At 64.5% G+C, this 18193-nt stretch carries 17 protein-coding genes and 1 pseudogene; 7 read left to right on the top strand and 11 right to left on the bottom strand.

Translation table 11 applies throughout. The features are described from left to right. Positions 1 to 31: 31 nt before the first annotated feature. The 4 genes from EUB48_RS05555 to EUB48_RS05540 all read right to left on the bottom strand — a co-directional run bounded on the left by EUB48_RS05555 (position 32) and on the right by EUB48_RS05540 (position 3501). Positions 32 to 1039 (bottom strand): bile acid:sodium symporter family protein, encoded by a 1008-nt coding sequence (locus EUB48_RS05555; protein ID WP_142817982.1) that lies wholly within the window; start codon positions 1037 to 1039, stop codon positions 32 to 34. 95 nt (positions 1040 to 1134) lie between these two features. Beyond that, positions 1135 to 1953 (bottom strand): NUDIX hydrolase, encoded by an 819-nt coding sequence (locus EUB48_RS05550; RefSeq protein ID WP_210411696.1) that lies wholly within the window; start codon positions 1951 to 1953, stop codon positions 1135 to 1137. Then, positions 1950 to 2945, bottom strand: coding sequence for a quinone oxidoreductase family protein (locus EUB48_RS05545; protein ID WP_142817981.1), 996 nt, complete (start codon positions 2943 to 2945; stop codon positions 1950 to 1952). The genes EUB48_RS05550 and EUB48_RS05545 overlap by 4 nt, the downstream gene beginning before the upstream one ends. Before the next feature lie 100 nt (positions 2946 to 3045). Then, positions 3046 to 3501 carry a MarR family winged helix-turn-helix transcriptional regulator gene (locus EUB48_RS05540; protein ID WP_142817980.1) on the bottom strand — a complete coding sequence of 152 codons (456 nt, stop codon included), beginning with the start codon at positions 3499 to 3501 and terminating at the stop codon, positions 3046 to 3048. A 110-nt stretch (positions 3502 to 3611) separates the two neighbouring features. On the opposite strand from EUB48_RS05540, the gene EUB48_RS05535 reads away from it, so the two are divergent. After that, positions 3612 to 4574: an NAD(P)H-dependent flavin oxidoreductase gene (locus EUB48_RS05535; RefSeq protein ID WP_142817979.1), complete on the top strand. Its 963-nt coding sequence runs from the start codon at positions 3612 to 3614 to the stop codon at positions 4572 to 4574. A gap of 63 nt (positions 4575 to 4637) precedes the next feature. Here EUB48_RS05535 and EUB48_RS05530 read toward each other — a convergent pair. The 5 genes and pseudogenes from EUB48_RS05530 to EUB48_RS05510 all read right to left on the bottom strand — a co-directional run bounded on the left by EUB48_RS05530 (position 4638) and on the right by EUB48_RS05510 (position 9894). Beyond that, positions 4638 to 5840, bottom strand: a pseudogene (locus EUB48_RS05530) (CaiB/BaiF CoA transferase family protein). Between the two features lie 5 nt (positions 5841 to 5845). After that, positions 5846 to 6904, bottom strand: a complete 1059-nt coding sequence (locus EUB48_RS05525; protein WP_142817978.1) for a beta-keto acid cleavage family enzyme — start codon at positions 6902 to 6904, stop codon at positions 5846 to 5848. Between the two features lie 67 nt (positions 6905 to 6971). Next, positions 6972 to 7814 (bottom strand): TauD/TfdA dioxygenase family protein, encoded by an 843-nt coding sequence (locus EUB48_RS05520; RefSeq protein WP_142817977.1) that lies wholly within the window; start codon positions 7812 to 7814, stop codon positions 6972 to 6974. Between the two features lie 99 nt (positions 7815 to 7913). Next, a complete protein-coding gene (locus EUB48_RS05515) occupies positions 7914 to 9290 on the bottom strand; it encodes an MFS transporter (protein ID WP_142817976.1) in 1377 nt (458 codons plus the stop codon). A 34-nt stretch (positions 9291 to 9324) separates the two neighbouring features. Further along, positions 9325 to 9894 carry an RBBP9/YdeN family alpha/beta hydrolase gene (locus EUB48_RS05510; protein ID WP_142817975.1) on the bottom strand — a complete coding sequence of 190 codons (570 nt, stop codon included), beginning with the start codon at positions 9892 to 9894 and terminating at the stop codon, positions 9325 to 9327. Positions 9895 to 10018: 124 nt separating this feature from the next. Between EUB48_RS05510 and EUB48_RS05505 the strand changes: the two genes are divergently transcribed. After that, a complete protein-coding gene (locus EUB48_RS05505) occupies positions 10019 to 11059 on the top strand; it encodes an AraC family transcriptional regulator (protein WP_142817974.1) in 1041 nt (346 codons plus the stop codon). A gap of 79 nt (positions 11060 to 11138) precedes the next feature. On the opposite strand, the gene EUB48_RS05500 is transcribed toward EUB48_RS05505, so the two are convergent. Further along, complete coding sequence (locus EUB48_RS05500) at positions 11139 to 12254, bottom strand: porin (RefSeq protein WP_142817973.1); 1116 nt, start codon at positions 12252 to 12254, stop codon at positions 11139 to 11141. A 152-nt stretch (positions 12255 to 12406) separates the two neighbouring features. Here EUB48_RS05500 and EUB48_RS05495 point away from each other — a divergent pair, with 152 nt between their 5' ends. Next, positions 12407 to 13414 carry an AraC family transcriptional regulator gene (locus tag EUB48_RS05495; protein ID WP_142817972.1) on the top strand — a complete coding sequence of 336 codons (1008 nt, stop codon included), beginning with the start codon at positions 12407 to 12409 and terminating at the stop codon, positions 13412 to 13414. Positions 13415 to 13423: 9 nt separating this feature from the next. Here the strand turns inward: EUB48_RS05495 and EUB48_RS05490 are convergent, their stop codons facing one another. Further along, positions 13424 to 14428, bottom strand: coding sequence for an AraC family transcriptional regulator (locus EUB48_RS05490; RefSeq protein ID WP_142817971.1), 1005 nt, complete (start codon positions 14426 to 14428; stop codon positions 13424 to 13426). Between the two features lie 133 nt (positions 14429 to 14561). Between EUB48_RS05490 and EUB48_RS05485 the strand changes: the two genes are divergently transcribed. The 4 genes from EUB48_RS05485 to EUB48_RS05470 all read left to right on the top strand — a co-directional run bounded on the left by EUB48_RS05485 (position 14562) and on the right by EUB48_RS05470 (position 18147). Continuing rightward, the gene (locus EUB48_RS05485; protein ID WP_142817970.1) at positions 14562 to 15542 is read left to right on the top strand and encodes a quinone oxidoreductase family protein; all 981 of its coding nucleotides are present in this window, start codon (positions 14562 to 14564) and stop codon (positions 15540 to 15542) included. 20 nt (positions 15543 to 15562) lie between these two features. Beyond that, positions 15563 to 16411, top strand: a complete 849-nt coding sequence (locus tag EUB48_RS05480) for a TauD/TfdA dioxygenase family protein (protein ID WP_142817969.1) — start codon at positions 15563 to 15565, stop codon at positions 16409 to 16411. Positions 16412 to 16476: 65 nt separating this feature from the next. Next, the gene (locus EUB48_RS05475; RefSeq protein ID WP_142817968.1) at positions 16477 to 17535 is read left to right on the top strand and encodes a beta-keto acid cleavage family enzyme; all 1059 of its coding nucleotides are present in this window, start codon (positions 16477 to 16479) and stop codon (positions 17533 to 17535) included. Between the two features lie 198 nt (positions 17536 to 17733). Next, the gene (locus EUB48_RS05470) at positions 17734 to 18147 is read left to right on the top strand and encodes a carboxymuconolactone decarboxylase family protein (protein ID WP_142821106.1); all 414 of its coding nucleotides are present in this window, start codon (positions 17734 to 17736) and stop codon (positions 18145 to 18147) included. The last annotated feature ends 46 nt before the right edge of the window (positions 18148 to 18193 follow it).

The raw sequence follows: 18193 nt of genomic DNA, 5'->3' as shown, positions 1-18193 counted from the left end.
GCGCGAGCCCGCAAACTCCTGCGCCGCCTCCTCAGCGCAAGGGTGTGACCACCGCGTCCTGCGCGGACGCCGCGTGCGCACGCCGGGCGTAGCGCCGGGCCAGCACCGCGCAGACCATCAACTGGATCTGGTGAAACAGCATCAGCGGCAGCACGACGGCACCCACGGCGCCCGAGGCAAACAGCACCTTGGCCATCGGAATGCCGCTGGCCAGGCTTTTCTTGGAGCCGCAAAACACGATGGTGATTTCGTCTTCCTTCGTAAAGCCGAGCCGGCGCGCGCTCCAGCCGGTCAGCCCCAGCATCAGTGCCAGCAGCACGGCACACACCCCCAGCAGGCCGGCCAGGCTTGAGAAGGACACCTGCTTCCACAAGCCCTGCACGACGGCAGCGCTGAATGCGGTATAGACCACCAGCAGGATCGAGCCCTGGTCGACGAATTTGAGCGCGCCGCCGTGGCGTGCCAGCCAGGGATGGATCCAGCCGCGCAGCAACTGCCCGGCGACAAAGGGCGCCATCAGCTGCAGCATGATGTGGCCAATCGAACTCCAGGCGCTGGCTGCCCCTGCCCGGTGCGGCACCACGAACAGGCTCACCAGCACCGGCGTGATGAAAATGCCGATCAGGGTGGAGGCCGAGGCACTGCACACGGCGGCCGCCACGTTGCCGCGCGCGATCGAGGTGAACGCGATGGCCGACTGCACCGTGGCCGGCAGCATGCACAGGAACAGCACGCCCAGGTACAGTTGCGGCGTGACCAGCGGCGCCAGCAGCGGCTTGAGCGCCAGCCCGAGCACTGGAAACAGCACAAAGGTGCTGGCCAGTACCAGCAGGTGCAGCCGCCAGTGCGTGGCGCCGGCGATGATGGCCTCGCGCGAGAGCTTGGCACCGTGCAGGAAAAACAGCAGGCCGATGGCCACGGCGGTCAGGGTTTCAAAATCGGCGCCCAGCGCACCGCGCGCCGGCCACACGCTGGCCAGCGCGACCGTGGCGACCAGGGCCAGCGTGAAGTTGTCGGGCAAAAAGCGGGGCCGGAACATGGCAGGACTCTGTTGGTGGTGGATACAGGCTCCATGGGAACCCCGCTTGATTCAAGGCAGCCATGGATTATCGCCACGCCGCCCGCCCCGGCGATTCACAAGGATTCGAACCACGCTGCCAGAATCAGCGCCGCCTCCAGCGTGAATTCGCCTTGCTGCATTTTGCAGAGCAACTCGCGCTGATCCAGCAAGGCAAAGCGCGCCACCTCGCCATCCTGGTTGACGGGCACCAGGGCCTCGGGCACGGTGCAGCGGTACCAATCGATCCCCTCGACGGTGTAGCCGGGCTCTTCGTGCGCGCCGGACGGCCGGCGGATGCCGACCCGGCCGCCGTAGGTGACGTCCTGCAGCGCATCGAGCGCCAGGCCCGCCTCCTCCCAGGTCTCGCGCACCAGGGCCTGCTGCCGCGTATCGCGGGCCGCGACCATGCCGCCCACCAAGGTATCCCACAGGCCGGGGTCGTTCGGCTTGTCGAGTGCGCGCTGCTGCACCCAGACGCGGCCGTCAAAGCTTGCCCCGACCAGGTGCACCGCGTGCGTGGTGATGCCCAGCGCACGCACCACCGCGCGCTCGATCGTGCCCAGGCGCTCGCCCGCCTTGCCGTTCACGGCCAGCTGCTCGTTGCGCCAGACGTGGGCCAGGCCGGCGTCCCGCAGGGCGCGCGCCAGGGTATCGAGGCCGGCCGTGACGTCTCCCGTCAGGCGCCAGCCCGGGGCGCCGTCATGCTCCACTTTTTGTAGCGCACTGTGCATATTCTGTATGGGCTTGAATGCTATTTGGCTCAAAAATCCAGGCTCCACCGAACCGATGACAACCTCCCCCGCCCACAACGGCACGCGCGCTCGCAAGGGCGGCTGGCTGGCAGCGCTGCGCAGCCCGGCCAGCCAGGCCGGATCCGGCAACAACTTCGTCACAGCGTCAGGATGGTGCAGCCGGTGGTCTTGCGCGCTTCCAGCGCGATGTGCGCCTGCCGCACCTCGGCCAGCGCAAAGCGCTGGCCAATGTGGATCTTGACCTGGCCGCTGCTCACCATGGCGAACAGGTCGTCGGCCATGGCCTGCGTGCTCTCGCGCGTGGCAATGTGGTGGAACAGGGTCTGGCGCGTGATGTAGAGCGAGCCCTTGGCGGCCAGGATGCCGGGCGCAAACGGCGGCACCGGGCCCGAGGCATTGCCGAAGCTGGCCAGCAGGCCGAACGGGCGCAGGCAGTCGAGCGATTTTTCAAAGGTGTCCTTGCCGACCGAGTCGTACACCACCTTGACGCCCTGCCCGCCCGTAATCTCCTTCACGCGCGCGGCGAAGTCCTGCGTGCTGTAGTTGATGGCGAACGCGGCGCCGTTTTGCAGCGCCAGCGCACATTTGGCGTCCGAGCCGGCGGTGCCGATCAGCTGCAGGCCCAACGCCCTGGCCCACTGGCAGGCAATCAGCCCGACACCACCGGCCGCGGCATGGAACAGCACGAAGTCGCCGGCCTGCAGCCCGCCTTGGGGCAGGGTCTTTTTCAGCAGGTACTGCGCGGTCAGGCCCTTGAGCATCATGGCCGCGCCGGTCTCGAACGAGATCGCATCGGGCAGCTTGCACACGCACTTGGCGGGCATCACGCGCACTTCGCAGTAGCTGCCGGGCGGCTGGCTGGCGTAGGCGGCGCGGTCGCCCACCTGCAGGTGGGTCACGCCCTCGCCCACGGCCTCGACCACGCCCGCGGCTTCCATGCCGAGCTGCAGCGGCACCGGCATCGGGTACAGGCCGTCGCGCTGGTACACGTCGATGAAGTTCAGACCGATGGCGCGGTGCCGGATGCGGATCTCGCCAGGGCGCGGATCGCCCACGGTTACTTCGACGAGCTTGAGCTGTTCCGGGCCGCCCTGCTGGTCGATGCGAACCGCTTTGCTGGTAATGGATGTCATGTCGGGTCTCCTGAAGGTGAGGTGAAGGGGATTTGCGCCGCATCGTGCCACGAAACCGCGCGGCGTGTGGCGGCGCTGAGCCTGCACCAGGCGCGCCGGCTCAAGCCATGGGGCCGCCGGCCGGTAGCGGCCTGGCCGGATCGGGCGGGCCCAGATGCGCCTGCAGCGAGGCCAGCTCGCTGCGGTGCAGTTGCGCCAGCCGCGCCAGGCACAACTCGCCCTGAGGCGTCAGGCGCACCTCGACCCGGCGCAGGTCGCTCTGGCTGGCGCTGCGGCTGACCAGCCCGGCCGCCTCGCAGCGCGACACGAGTGCGACGACGCCGTTGTGTTTGGCCTGCAGGCGCTCGGCCAGCTCCACCACGGTGGCCCAGTCCCGGCCCGGAAAGCCCTTGATCTGCAGCATCAACTGGTACTGCAGCGGCGTCACGCCCGACTTGCGCGTTGCCTCCTCGCTGAAACGCAGGAAGCGGCGCAGCCGGTAGCGCAGCTGCGCCATTTTTTCGAATTCGGCTTTGGGCATGGCGCGCACGGGCAGTTTCACCGGTTGGGTTTTCATGGACAAACTGTATCACGTCATGATATAAAGACAGCCGCTCGCGCCCACTTTGCTCCCTCTTTTGCGCCGCATCCACCCGCAGGCGCAAGCGACCCTGGACCTGCAACACCATGATTGAGACCGGACTGACCAACCTGTTCGCCCTGCGTCACCCGATTGTTCTTGCGCCGATGGCCGGCGTCTCGGGCGGGCACCTCGCCGCCGCCGTGTCCAACGCCGGCGGCCTGGGCCTGGTGGGCGGCGGCTATGGCGATCCGGCCTGGCTGCGCAAGGAAATGTTCCGCGCCAAGGAAGCCACCCAGCAACCCTGGGGCGTCGGCCTGATCACCTGGGCGGTCGACCTGGGCGTGATCGAACTGGTGCTGCGCTATCAGCCCGACGCCGTAATGCTGTCCTTTGGCGACCCGCGGCCTTACGGCGCCATCATCAAGGCAGCCGGCTGCCGGCTGATCTGCCAGGTGCAGGACCTGGACGAGGCCCGGCTGGCGCAGGAGGCCGGCGCCGACATCATCGTGGCCCAGGGCACTGAGGCCGGCGGCCACGGCGGCGGCCGCGCCACGCTGCCGCTGGTGCCCGCCGTGGTCGATGCCGTGACGCCGACACCGGTGCTCGCGGCCGGCGGCATCGCCGATGGCCGCGGCCTGGCGGCGGCGCTGGCGCTGGGGGCCCACGGTGCGCTCATCGGGACCCGCTTTTACGCCAGCACCGAGGCGCTGGGGCGCCAGCGCGCCAAGCAGCGCATCGTGGCGGCGCGCGGCCACGAGACGCTGCGCACCCGCGTCTTCGACATCGTGCGCGGCTACGGCTGGCCTCAGGGCTACTACGGGCGCGCGTTGCACAATGAATTCGTGACGCGCTGGGGCGGCCGCGAAGAAGAACTGATCGAAGCCCTTCCCATTGAGCGCACGGCCTACCACGAGGCAATGGGCGACGGCAATCTCGACACCACCGTGGTCTGGGCCGGCGAGGCCGTGGACCTGATCCACAGCGTGGAGGACGCGGCAACCCTGGTGGCGCGCATCAGCCTGGACGCCGAAGCGCGCCTTGGCCTGTGCGCCAGGCTGGTGCGCTAGGCGTCTGGCCGCCGGCCCGCGCCATCTTGCTCCGGCGTGCCGTACATCACGATGTCCTGCGGGTCAGACGACACCTGCGGCCTTGGGGCGCTGCAGCTCGGTCTCGCTCAGGCCGAGCAGCTCGGACAGCACGTCCTGCGTGCCCTCGCCCAGCAGCGGCGGCGCGCGGCGCACCGGCAGGCGCTCGCCATCCAGGCGGTACGGTGGCGCTGGCACGTGTACGCTGCCGGCTTCGGGGTGCGGCTGCTGAGTCAGCAGGCCGCCACGCGTCGTGCGCTCGGAGGTCAGTGCCTCGTGCAGGCCCAGCACCTCGCCGCAGGGGATGCCGGCGCCCCCCAGGCGCTGCAACAGCAAGGCACGCGGGCGGCTCCGCAACTCGCGCAGGATCTGCGGCAACAGCGCCTCGCGGTTGGCGGTACGTTTCACGTTGGTGGTGAAGCGTTCGTCGTCGGCCAGGTCGGGGCGCTCGATCACCTCGCGGCAGAAACGCTCGAACTGGCCGTTGTTGCCCACGGTGATGACGAGCGGGCCATCGGCCGCGTCGAACACGCCGTAGGGCACGATGGAAGGATGGGAGTTGCCGTAGCGCAGCGGATCTTTTTCCATCAGCAGCGCCTCGAGGCCATAGTAGGCGGTGACCATGATGCCGCAGTCGTACAGCGCCATCTCGATGTGGCGACCCTCCCCGGTGCGCTGGCGCTCGAATAGCGCCGCCAGCACCGCCTGGGCCGAGTACATGCCGGTGAACAGGTCCACCACCGCCACGCCGAACTTCAGCGGCGGCTGGTTGGCCTCGCCATTCAGGGCCATCAAGCCGGCCTCGCCCTGCACCAGCAGGTCGTAGCCCGGTCGCGCCGCCTCGGGGCCACTGCGGTCGTAGCCCGAGATCGAGCAGTACACCACGTCGGGCCGCACCGCCTTGACCTACTCAAAGCCCAGACCCATTTTCTCGACACCGCCGAACTTGAAGTTCTGGATCACGACGTCGCATTGCCGGGCCAGCTCCAGCGCCAGCCGCTGGCCTTCGGTGGTCTGCAGGTCCAGTGTCACCGAACGCTTGTTGCGGTTGACGCTGTTGAAGTAGGCGGTCTGCGTCGAGCCGACGCGCAAGCCCCAGTCGCGTGTGTCGTCGCCCCGCTTCGGGTGCTCGACCTTGATCACCTCGGCACCAAAGTCCCCCAGGACCATGCCGCACCAGGGGCCGGCCAGCACACGGGAAAGGTCCAGCACACGGATGCCGGAGAGAGGAAGCGCTGGGTTGTTCATGAAATTCAGGCGGCCTTGCGCAGGAAACCCTGATTCCCGCCGTTGCGGTTGGGAGCAAAGCCGTTGGCCTGCAGGCTTTCTTCCACCGTGTCGTAGAACACGCCAATCTTGCTGATCTCGCGCGCTTGGCGGGCGGTGGCGATCGGGCGACCGAACTCGCGCGAGATGCGCACCAGTTGCTCGATCTGCGAGACGGTGCTCGCCTTGGCGGTGCGCGATTGGTTCCACAGGCCGTCTTCGGTGCCGCAGCGCACATGCAAGCCCATCGCGATACCCATCATGTTCACCGGCAGCACGTTGCGCACGTGGCTTTCCACCGTCAGCACCGCGCCATCGGGCGCGTCGCGCACGAAGTTGGCCAGGCTGTAGACGCTGGGCTTGTCCATGCCGCCACCAATCGCCACCCAGTTCATCACCAGCGGGCCCTTGTAGATGCCCCGGCGCATCAGGCGCTCCACCGACTCGAAGCTGTTGATGTTGTAGCACTGGAAGGCGCTCTGGATGCCGGCCTTGGTGAGGCGGCGGATGTGCTCTTCCACCCAGCCGGGCTGCGCGGGCACCGTCATTTCCTTGTAGGCGTTGAAGATGGCGGGGTTCTCGCGCGAGGTGCCCTTGAAATCCGCCAGTTCCGCCTGCTCGGTGACGTTCATCTGCGAGGTGTTCACCGTCACCGTGACCTGATCGGGCTTGGGATCGAGCTCGGCCAGCATGTGACGGGTGTCGTCGCTCAGCCACTTGGCGGCTTCGCCTTCGTTCTCCGGGGCAAAGCTGATGGAGCCGCCGACCTGGATCACCATCTCGGGTACGGCCTTGCGTACGCCGGCGATCAGCTCGTTGAACTTGGACAGGCGCTTGGAGCCCTTGCCGTCGAGTTCGCGCACATGCAGGTGCAGCACGGTGGCGCCGGCGTCGTAGCAATCCACCGCCTTCTGGATCTGCGCTTCCATGGTGACCGGGATGTCTTCGGGAAAGTCGGAGGGCAGCCACCCCGGCGCATAGGGGGCGGCCGTGATGATCAAGGGCTGCTGGTTCTCAGGATATAGGTGGCCGTCAAGAAAATTCATTGCATGTCTCCAGCAACAGATGGGGAATCAGGGAAGAAACAAGGGAGGGGCTTGGTGAGCCCGGCGCTCAGTACGGCTTGTCGCCGATGATCGCGGCGCGTTCCATCTTGCGCGGGGCGGGCCAGTAGTCCATCACTGCGTAATGCTGGGTGGAGCGGTTGTCCCAGATCGCGACGCTATTGGGCTTCCAGCGGAAGCGCACCTGGTACTCGGGAATGCTGGCCTGGCTGAGCAGGTAGTTCAGCAGTTGGCTGGCGCCGGGCGTCTTGTCGAGGCCGAAGCGCACGTTCTCGGGCGTGTGGTAGTTGGAGAAGTGCGTCGTGAAGCTGCTGACGTACAGCACCTTCTCGCCGGTCTCAGGATGAGTGCGCACCACCGGATGCTCCACCATGGGATTGTCTCTCCCAAGCGCCAGGCGGTTTTCTTCCGGCATGACGGCTCCAAAACTGTGCTCAATGCTGCTCTTGGCACGCAGGCCGTTGATGCGCTTCTTCACGTCTTCGGGCAGATTCTTGTAGGCCTCCACCATGTTGACCCAGATGGTGTCGCCGCCGACGGGCGGCACCTCGATGCTGCGCAGCACGCAGCCCATGGTCGGAGTGGAACGCCACATGCCATCGGTGTGGTAGTTGTTCTCGTAGTTCTCGCGCTTGTCGCTGCGGTAGATCTGCACCAGGCCCGGGTGGTCGGGGTCGCTGCCGGCAACGGGGTGGTCTTCCAGGTCGCCAAAGCGGCGCGCAAAGGCCACGTGCTCGGCGCGGCTGATGTCCTGGTCGCGCAGGAACAGCACGCGGTGCTTGAGCAGCAGCGCCTTGATTTCGGCGAACAGGTCCGCGTCGCGCGCGGCATCACCGAGGTTGACGCCCGAAATCTCGGCGCCGATGCAGCAGGTCAGTTGTTCGACTCGCATGGTGGTCTCCTTGTAAATAACGAATATGGATGATCCGGTTGTTTTCCGGCCTTCAAGATCACCGTGTGCTCGCACGCCGTCGTGTAAGGCATAGCACTATCAAGCTGCGGCGTCGGTGCTTAGGTGGCCGGTGAGGGCTGGCGCCACATCCAGCTTCACATCGGAGATCCGGGCCACGTCCGCGTCATAAGTGCGCATTGCGATGATGAAAAGCGCGGCAGCCAATATGCTGAACAATGGAACGACGGTCAGTGCCTGCTGCAAACCCCATTGATCGGACAAGACACCCGTCAGGAACGGCCCCACGGCCAGGCCACACAGATTCAGAATCACGGCAAGTACGGCCGCGCCGGTAGAGCGCATGCCCGGGTGAATGACGTCCATGGCAATGCCGGTGATCACACCCATGATGGAAGTCATGAAGAAGCCACCAAAAACAATCAGCTTGAACTGTGCATCCCCCGTGTAGCTGCCACCAAACGCCTCCATGAAGATCACTGAGGTGACCACGCATAGCACGGACAGCAAGGGTAGCTTGTAGCGCGGTGTGCGACGTGCCAAGCGGTCCACCACGATGCCCCAGAGGATGACTCCAACAGCGCTGACCAATATCACCAACGCCGTTTGCTTGCCTGCAGCCGCCGGGGTCATGCTGTGGAAGCGGTTCAGGAAACTGGGCAGCCACGACGTGACGGCCGACATCGTCACCAGTTGCATCGCCCCTGCGAGGCAGGCCCACAACAGCGTGGGCGTGCGCGCCAGCGTGCCAAAGATATGCTTGAGAGTTCCCCCCAGAGACTGGTGGCTCGCTTGGCTCACCAGGCTCACCAGGCTCACTTGGCTCACTTTTGGCGTCAGAGCCACGGTCTTGTAGTCGCGCACGAACAGATAGAGCAGGGCCAGCACAAGTCCGGGCACACCGACCACGCCGAAGGCGGCCTTCCAGCCCCACTGGGCCGCGATCACGCCCCCCAGCACCACGCCCAGTACCGCGCCCAGCGATGCGGCAGCGAAGAAGGCACCGAGCACGGTACTGCGCAAGCGTTTGGGAAACAGTGTCGCGATCAGCGCAGCCCCCACCGAGCCATAACCGGTTTCACCGGCCCCCACCACGGCACGCGCCGCAAACAACTGGCCGAAATTGGCCGTGAACATGCACGAGATGGTGGCCAGGCTCCATATGGTGGACATGACAACGATGCTCTTCACACGACTGATGCGGTCTGCCAGCAGCGCCACCGGGATTCCGCCCACCCCCACCACGATGGAAATGATGGACACCAGGGAACCCAGCTGTTTGTCGCTCAGATGCCATTCGCTCTTGATGTGGGGAAACAGCGAGACGATCACCTGCCGGTCGATGTAATCGAACAGCATGAGCCCGAAGGTCATGGCAAAGGCAAACCAGGCTTGCCGCTTGCTTATAAGGTAGTCGTCGTCGTTGCCGGCCCTGGGACTGTCGGGTATCACATTCATGCTTGTCTCCTAATATTTATTAAATACCGATAAATTACTCGGTGGTCAACCGTTGTATCAAGACCTCGGCCATGGGCCACTCGCCAAAACCGGATGCGGGGTTGAGGTGCCCGACGTTGCCAAGGTCCACCGTCTCGCTACCCCAGGCCTGGGCCAGCTCGCCCACGCGCTCATACGCTCCGAGTGGGTCGTTGCGGCTCATCGCCACCAGGCTGCGAAACGGCAGGCGCTCGCGCGGCACGGGCAGCCAGCCGCCCGCCTGCAAGGCGTCCAGGCTCGGGTAGCCGGCCGGCATGGGGCTGTCGAAATCGGGGGGTGTGGCCAGCAGGGCGCCACGCACCGCATCCGCATGGCGCGTGGTCCTGGCCCAATGCGCCACCATGACGCAGCCCCCGCTGTGCGCAACAATCACGACGAGCCCCTTGATGGCAGCAATTTCGCGCTCGATGGCCTTGACGCGGTCGGCGCAGTTGAGATCCTCACGGCCCATGGGCGGGACCGTACGCACTTGGGCCAAGCGCGCCGCCAGCAGGGTCTGCCAATGCTCGCTTACATGATCGCGCAGGCCGGGAACGATAAGGACGGTTGGGGCCGTTGATTTCATGTTGATCTCATGTATTGTCGAATCGCCAGTCGATGCTCTGAGTGTGGGTTCGGCGGACTTTGTCCGCTTGACAATGCATGACAGGTATTTATCATTTGGTGCCAATCTTCTACTCGGTTTCCCGATGTCGTCACTTGTCCGCGCCGCAAGCCTCACCAACTACAGCGAGGTCGCTCGTGCCGCCGGACTGGACCCGATGCGGATGCTCTTTGACGCGGGGTTAAGTCCGAGCGTATTGCGCGAACCGGACCTCATGATTCCGGTCGAGCGTGTCGGGCAACTGCTCCAGGCATCGGCAACCACATCCGGCAACGAGAGTTTCGGACTGTGCATGGCCGAGTCGCGCCTGCTGTCCAACCTTGGAGCGGTGGGAATGCTGATCCGCGACCAGGCGACGTTGCGCGACTCGCTTGATGTGCTGATGCGCTATCAGGTGCTGCTCAATGGTTCGCTGTCGCTGATGATCGAGGAGGCCGCCGGACTGGTTGTTATCCGCGAGGACTTAATGGCTGGCAACGCGCAGCAGCCCACGCGCCAAAGGATCGAGCTGGCGCTTGGGGTGATGCTGCGGTTGATGCGCCAGTTCCTCGGAGCCAACTGGCAGCCGCGGCGCGTGTGCTTCGAGCATCCGGCGCCGCGCGACGTCAGTGCGCATCTGCGGCTGTTCGGCCGCTGCGTGGAGTTCGACTACGACTGCAACTGCATCATCTGCGCGAAAGCCGATCTCGATGCGCCCAACCCGTCGGCCGATCCGGCGATGGCGCGCTACGCGCAGCAGTTGCTGGACGCGTCGGCCAAGCTGCAAGGGGCGACAATGCTCGAGGACGTGCGGCGCGCGATCTTGCTGCTGCTGCCCAGTGGGCGCTGCAGCATCGAACAGATGGCCGAGCATCTGGGCGTGGTGTGCCGCACGGTCCAGCGCCGGCTGGCGGAACAAGGGGAAAGCTTTTCGTCGATGGTGAACGACATCCGCAAGGAACTCGCCGTGCGTCATGTCGTCGAGAGCGATCGTCCGTTGACCGAGGTGGCGACCCTGCTCGGCTTTTCCGCGCCGAGCGGCCTCTCACGCTGGTACCACGCGCAATTCGGTTGCAGCGCCAAGGAGAGCCGGGCCGCACGCGGCGCCGCGCGCCGCCGGCCAGCACCCCCGCGAGCGAAAAAGTAACGCTTGACGACGCCAGGTGTGTCGCCGCGGGCGACCGATCCAGCTCGCACCGATTGTCTGGTGCGGCTCCAGCGTCCGGCTAGAAACTGGTCCGCAGACCAACGGCGTAGCCGGTGCCGTTACCGAACGACATGCCGCCACCAAACGCTGTCTGCAAGCCGGGGTTGTTGCCACCGTTAGAGCCCGAGAAGGTGTAGGTGCCATTGTTCTTGTTATGGATGTGAGCAAGCGTCCCGTACAGGACGGTACGCTTGGACAGGGCGTACACGTAGCCCACTGCAATCTGGTCGGCACCATCGCTGGTTGCGTTGTTTTGCTTGATGGAGTTGAAGGCGATCGGGATGTAGCCGGGACCGGCGTTGATGGTGGCACCCAGCCCCCAATGAGTGTATTTGGTGCCAGCGGCGTCGGAGTTGTTCGTGCCCACGTGGGCCATTAGCTGACCCAAGCCGAATCTGTACGACCCTGCCAGGTTGAATTCCTTGTAGGTGCTGTAACCTCGCCCAACATCGGCAGCATAGGGCGTACCTTTGGACTGCGCATAGGAAATCGCCGCGTTCACCGGGCCATTGGCATAGCCAAGGCGTCCGCCGGTGTATTGGCCGAGAGCTGGCGTACCACTGACGTTCTCGGGGAAAGCGTACATCAGTTGCGCGTACACACCGCTGCCAATGGCGGCAATGGCATTGGGGTTAAAGCCCCACAGATACTGGATGGAGTTGTTGGCACGGACCGCGGTAGCTGCATTGCCGCCAGCCACACCATTGGCGCCACCGCCCAGGGTAATGTTGCTCCCGGCACCAGGCCCGCTCAGGAGGAACGGATCGAACACGTAGTGGTTGACGAACGACGGGGTGTAGTCACGACCCAGGCGAATTTCACCAAAATCACTGGCCAAGCTGACAGTCGAGCGACGATTGAAGGTCAACCCTCCACCAAGACCGCTGCCAGTGTCGCTGAGTAAGGTACTTTCCAGCCAGAAATTGGCCGACAAGCCGCCGCCCAGGTCTTCCGTGCCACGGAAACCGAGCAGGCTTCCAGAGTTGCCGCTGCTGGTCAACATCGTTTTGCTGAGACCGCCTTGACTGAAGTGGGCGATGTCTGCGTCCAGAACACCGTACAGCATCACTGAGGATTGGGCAGAGGCCGCACCGACAAGAGCGAGGGCAGCCAGAGCAACTAGGGATTTTTTCATTGTGAGTCTCTAAGGGTTTCAGAAAATTATTGAACAAAAGTATGCAGTGTCGCAATTAGGTCGCGGCGCAGATAGTAGAAACAGATAGACGTATTTGCTTGATAATTTGGGACATTGATTGTCTAAATTGGGACAAGCTGGTGACAACCCTAATGAGTCCTCTTCGCAGTGCCAGCCTCAGCGACTATATCGATTTGGCTCAGTCGCTGAGCCTGGATTTTCACAGCATGATGAGGCAGGTTGGCCTGTCGCCACGCTGCCTGGATGACCCCGAAACCCTGGTGTCGACGGAGTCGGTGCGGGAGTTGCTGGAAAACAGCGCGCACGCGACCGGCGTGGAGGACTTTGCCCTGCGCCTGGCGGCGCGGCGCACCTTGTCCAACCTCGGCCCTATCAGCCTGGTGCTTAAGGCAGAGCCCACACCCCGGCAGGCTCTGGACACACTGTGTCGCTATCTGCGCTTGCTCAACGCGTCCTTGATCGTGCGGATCGAGGATGCGGCCGGTACGGTGACGATACGGGAGGAGATGCTGGGCTCGCAGTCGCTGTCCATGCGTCAGCCCATGGAGCTGGCCGTGGGGGTGATGTTTCGCATCGTGCGCGAGCTGGTCGGGCCCCAGTGGCGGCCCTTGCGCGTGTGTTTTGTTCACCGTGCGCCGTGTGACTTGGCGGGGCACCGTGCATTTTTCGGCGCGCGAGTGGACTTCAACCAGGAGTTCAATGGCTTGGTGTGCGCGGCGGCGGACCTCCAGGCTCGGCACGCGCAGGCCGATACCAGCGTCTCGCGGTTCGCCCGCGACCACCTGGATCGCGCCTTGTCGCGCCACAGCCTGGGCGCGCGTGACACGGTGCGGCAACTGATCGCGGCACTGCTGCCGAACGGGCGCTGCACGGCGCAGCAGGTTGCCCTGCAGCTGAAAGTAGACCGCCGCACCATTCACCGCCACCTGGCCGCGGAGGGGACAACCTTTTCCGAACTGCTCGACGAGGTGCGCTCGGAGTTGGTGCTGCGCCATCTGCGCGACAGCGACCTGCCCCTGAGCGCGGTGGCCGCCCTGCTGGGCTTTTCGGCGCCCAGTGCCTTTAGTCATTGGTTCCGGTCTGCCTTCGGCCGCAGCGTCACACAGTCGCGTCGTTTACCGCAGCTGCCGCCACCCTGAGGCTGGCGCTCAAGGCGCCGGGCGCTTGCGCCGCGCGCGCCAGGCCGCAGGGGCGGCGCCGAATTGGGCCGCGAACCAGCGCGTGAAGGAACTGGGGGTACTGTAGCCCAGCAGTTCGGAGACGCGTGCCAGGTTGTACTGGGGGTTGTCCATGTAGCGCTGCGCCAGTTCGCACCGCACCTCGTCGAGCAGCTCGGTGAAGCTCGCGCCCGCCTCGTCGAGCTGGCGCTGCAGCGTGCGCACGCTCAGTCCCAAGCCTTGAGCAACATAGTCGATGGTGGCGCGGCCCGACGGCAACATGAGGTAAATCGCCTTGCGTACTTCCAGCACGACGGACGGCTCGTTAACGCGTGGCAGGGACTCGACGAAGCGCTGCGCATAGCGCGCCATGGCCGGGTCGGCCGAGGGGTTGGGGGCATCCAGATCGGCGGCCGCGAGCACGATGCCATTGAATTCGCTGCCAAATTCGAGCCGACAGGTGAACAGGCGCCGGTGCAGGCTCAACTCCGGTGGCGCGTCATGGCTGAAGTTGACACTGTAGGGCCGCCAGCGTGGCCCCAGCAGTGCCGCACACATGCGGAACAGCACGCCGATAGCGAGTTCGATCGACTGCCGGGCCGGGGCCTCAGATACGATTTCCTCGCGCACAATGACCATCCTGCCGGCATCTTCGACCTGCATCGCCAACGATTCGTTGAGCAAGTGGCGGTACTGCATGGTGGTGGTCAACACATCGCGCAGCGTGGCCTGGTGGCTGATCAGCAAGCTCACGACGCCGAAGTTCGATAGCTGGCGCGACTCCGCCATGCGCAGGCCAAAGGTCAGGCACCCCGAGGACCGGGCTACGTCCTCGAGTAGCGCCACCGCTGCTTCGACCGGGATGCGCTGTTCCGGATTTTCCAGTAGTGCACGGTTGAGGCCCGCCCGGCGCAGAGCGTCTTGCGGGTTGTACCCCAGATCGCGGGCCACCTCGAAAAAATTGGTGAGCGCCGCAGCGCGAACCAGTGTGGTCATGAGCTTAAAGGTGTCGAGACGATCGGCATTCTGGCATGAAATGCGAAGTGCATGGCGCAAGTTGCGAAGCGCGCGGGCTGCGCAATCTCTACAGTTCACTCCATTCCGTTAACACAAAAAAAGGAGACGCAACATGGCCAAAGCCGTACGCTTTTATGAAGCGGGCGCCCCCGAGGTCCTGCGCTACGAGGATATCGAGGTGGGCGAGCCGGGGCCGGGTCAGGTCCGCCTCCGCCACGTCGCCGTAGGTCTGAATTACGCCGATACCTATTTCCGCAATGGCACCTACCCGATTCCGCTGCCCAATGGAATGGGGGTCGAAGCCTCGGGTGTCGTGCAAGCCGTGGGCCCGGGCGTGACGAACGTCGTGGCCGGCGACCGCGTCACCTACACGGGCTTCATCAACACCCTGGGGGCCTACAGCACGGAGCGCCTGATTCCGGCCGAGCCGCTGATCAAGCTGCCCGAGGCGATCGCCTTCGAGACCGCCGCTGCCATGACCATGCGCGGCCTGACTTCGGCCTATCTGATGCGCCGCATCCATCCTTTCAAGGCGGGCGATACCGTGCTGCTGCACGCCGCCGCCGGTGGCGTGGGCCTGATCGTCTCGCAGTGGGCCAAGCTGTTGGGTTTGACGGTGATCGGTACCGTCTCCACCGACAAGAAGGCCGAGGTGGCGCGCGCCCACGGCTGCGACTACACCATCAACTACAGCCGTGAAGACGTGGCCAAGCGGGTGCGGGAGCTCACAGAGGGGGTAGGCGTGAATGTCGTCTTCGACAGCGTGGGCCGCAGCACGTTCGAGGCGTCGCTGGACTCCCTCAAGCGCCGCGGCCTCATGGTGTGCGTGGGCACCGCCTCAGGCACCATCCCGCCGTTCGATCCGCAAATCCTGGCCCGCAAGGGCTCGCTGTACCTGACCCGCCCGGCCCTGGCCGACTACATCGCCGACCCGGCCGAGAAAGCAGCCCTGGCCGACGAGGTATTCGGCCATGTGGCGGCAGGGCGCATCCGCATCGAGATCAACCAGCGCTACGCGCTGCAGGATGCCGTGCAGGCCCACCGCGACCTGGAGTCCCGCAAGACCACGGGCTCTTCGATTTTTGTGATCTGAGACCCAACAGGAGACAAATCATGCACATTGAGCCCCTGACCTGTGCGATTGGCGCCGAACTCATCGGCGTCAACCTCGCCAACGCGGCCAAAGACGATGCCTTGTTCGCCGAGATCCGCGCCGCACTGCTGAAGCACCGCGTGCTGTTCCTGCGTGATCAAGACATTTCGCGTGCCGAGCACGTGGCGTTTGCCCGCCGCTTTGGCGAGCTTGAAGATCATCCAGTTCTTGGCAGCGACCCCGATAACCCTGGCCTGGTGCGCATCTACAAATCGCCCGACCAGCCGAACGACCGGTACGAGAACTCGTGGCACAGCGATGCCACCTGGCGTGAAATCACACCGCTGGGTTGCGTGCTGCGCTGCGTGGAATGCCCGCCCGTGGGCGGCGACACCATGTGGGCCAATATGGTTTTGGCCTATGAGAAGCTGCCAGAGACCGTCAAGCAGCAGATTGAGGGCCTGCGCGCGCGCCACAGCATTGAGTCCACCTTTGGCGCGGTCATGCCGATCAAAAAGCGCCTGGCGCTCAAGGCCGCGTACCCCGATGCCGAGCACCCCGTGGTCCGTACCCACCCCGAAACCGGTGAGAAGGTTTTGTTTGTCAATGGTTTCACCACCCACTTCACCAACTACCACACGCCTGAGCGCGTGCGCTATGGCCAGGACCACACGCAGGGCGGTGCGGCCCTGCTTCAGTATCTGCTCAGCCAGGCCATGATCCCCGAATACCAGGTGCGCTTCCGCTGGAAACCCAACAGCGTCGCGATCTGGGACAACCGCTCCACCCAGCATTACGCAGTGATGGACTACCCGCCGTGCTACCGAAAAATGGAGCGAGCCGGAATTATTGGCGACAAGCCGTACTGAGCGCCGGGTTCATCAAGCCCCGTTGATTTTTTTCCTTACCCTCAACTTGTCTTTGGAGACATGACATGAACTTTCTCGACGGTCACCTTTTCCCTGAAAACCAGCAACCCCTGATCATCACGGCTGCGCCCTACGCTCCCTCGTGGATGCCTTCTGACTTTCCCGGCGAGATCGCCGTGACGATGGAGGACCAGATCCAACGGGCGGTGGACTGCTACAACGCCGGTGCCACCGTGCTGCACCTGCATGTGCGCGAACTCGATGGCAGGGGCAGCAAGCGCCTGTCCAAGTTCAACGAACTGATTGCCGGCGTGCGCAACGCGGTGCCCGAGATGATCATCCAGGTGGGCGGCTCAATCAGCTTCGCGCCCGAGACCGATGGTGCGGCGGCCAAATGGCTTTCCGACGACACGCGCCACATGCTGGCCGAGCTCGACCCCAAGCCCGACCAGGTCACGGTGACGGTCAACACGTCACAAATGAATGTCCTTGAACAGTTCGACATGCGGGACATCAAGGGTACTTCGATGGAAGACCCGGCGGTCTTCAATGCCTACAAGGAAATGACGGTGCCGGCGCAGCCGGGTTGGGTCGAGGAGCACGTCCGCCGCCTGACCAAGGCCGGCATCCAGAGCGCCTTCCAGTGCTACAACATCAACAGCTTCGAGTCGGTGGAGCGCCTGATGCGCCGCGGCGTCTACAAGGGCCCGCTGGTGATGAACTGGGTGGCCATCGGTGGCGGCATGGACGCGGCCAACCTCTACAACATGGCCAACATCGTGCGCGCCGTGCCTGACGGCGCGGTGCTGACGGTGGAAGCCTCGGTACTCAACGTGCTGCCAGTGAACACGATGGGCATCGCCTTGGGCCTGCACGTGCGCACCGGCACGGAGGACAACCTCTGGAACCAGTCGCGCACGGCCAAGATCGGCACAGCCAAGCAGATCGACCAGCTGGTGCGCATCTCGCGCGAGCTCAGCCGCCCCATCGCCACGGCGAAACAGGCGCGCGAAATCTCCAAGATTGGCGTGTTCTACGACACAACGGAAGAAAGCCTGCTGGCCAACGGCTTTGCGCCGAACCGCAACGGCGGCCAGCAGGGCTTCCTGCGCAAGGCGGCCTGAACACGCGATGCAGCAGGCCATGCCACCTCAACCCGGCATCCGGTTTTGGTGAGTGGCCCATGGCCGAGGCCTTGATACAACGGTTGGCCACCGAGTACGTTCCCCCGCCTCGGCCGTGGGCGATATGCGTCAGGACCGTGGCCGGTATTTCATAAACATTAGGAGACAAACATGAACGTGGCGCCCGATGGCCCCGAAATGAGTTTCAGCGAGACGGCTATTCCGCTCAAATCCGACACGCCGATTTGCGATGAGCTTCGTATCTCCGAGAACTGGAATGCCGACTGGGATGGTTTCACCGAACTTGACCCGATCTGGACTGAGAAATTCATGGCGATGGCCATGCACCCGATGGCCAAAGCTCTGATCGAACCCAAGGTGTGGGAGTTCATCGCCATTGCAGTGGATGCCTCGTGCACTCACATGTACGCGCCAGGCATCCGGCGCCACATACGTCGAGCGCTGGAAATGGGCGCTACGAAGGAGGAGATCACTGCCGTACTCCAAGGGGTGAGTGTGCTTGGCCTTCACGCGAACAGCATGGCAGCGCCGATGCTCATCGAGGAGATCGCCAAGCTCGACGCAACCGGGAAGACTGCCGCGCTTGCGTAGGTCCCGGGCATACATCTACCTCATCTACCGTAAGAAACTTGCCATA

This window comes from Rhodoferax sediminis, assembly GCF_006970865.1.
GTDB classification, from domain to species: Bacteria; Pseudomonadota; Gammaproteobacteria; order Burkholderiales; family Burkholderiaceae_C; genus Rhodoferax_A; species Rhodoferax_A sediminis.
The sequence above is the reverse complement of the archived record's forward strand: the minus strand, read 5'-3'. Positions and strand labels throughout refer to the sequence as shown.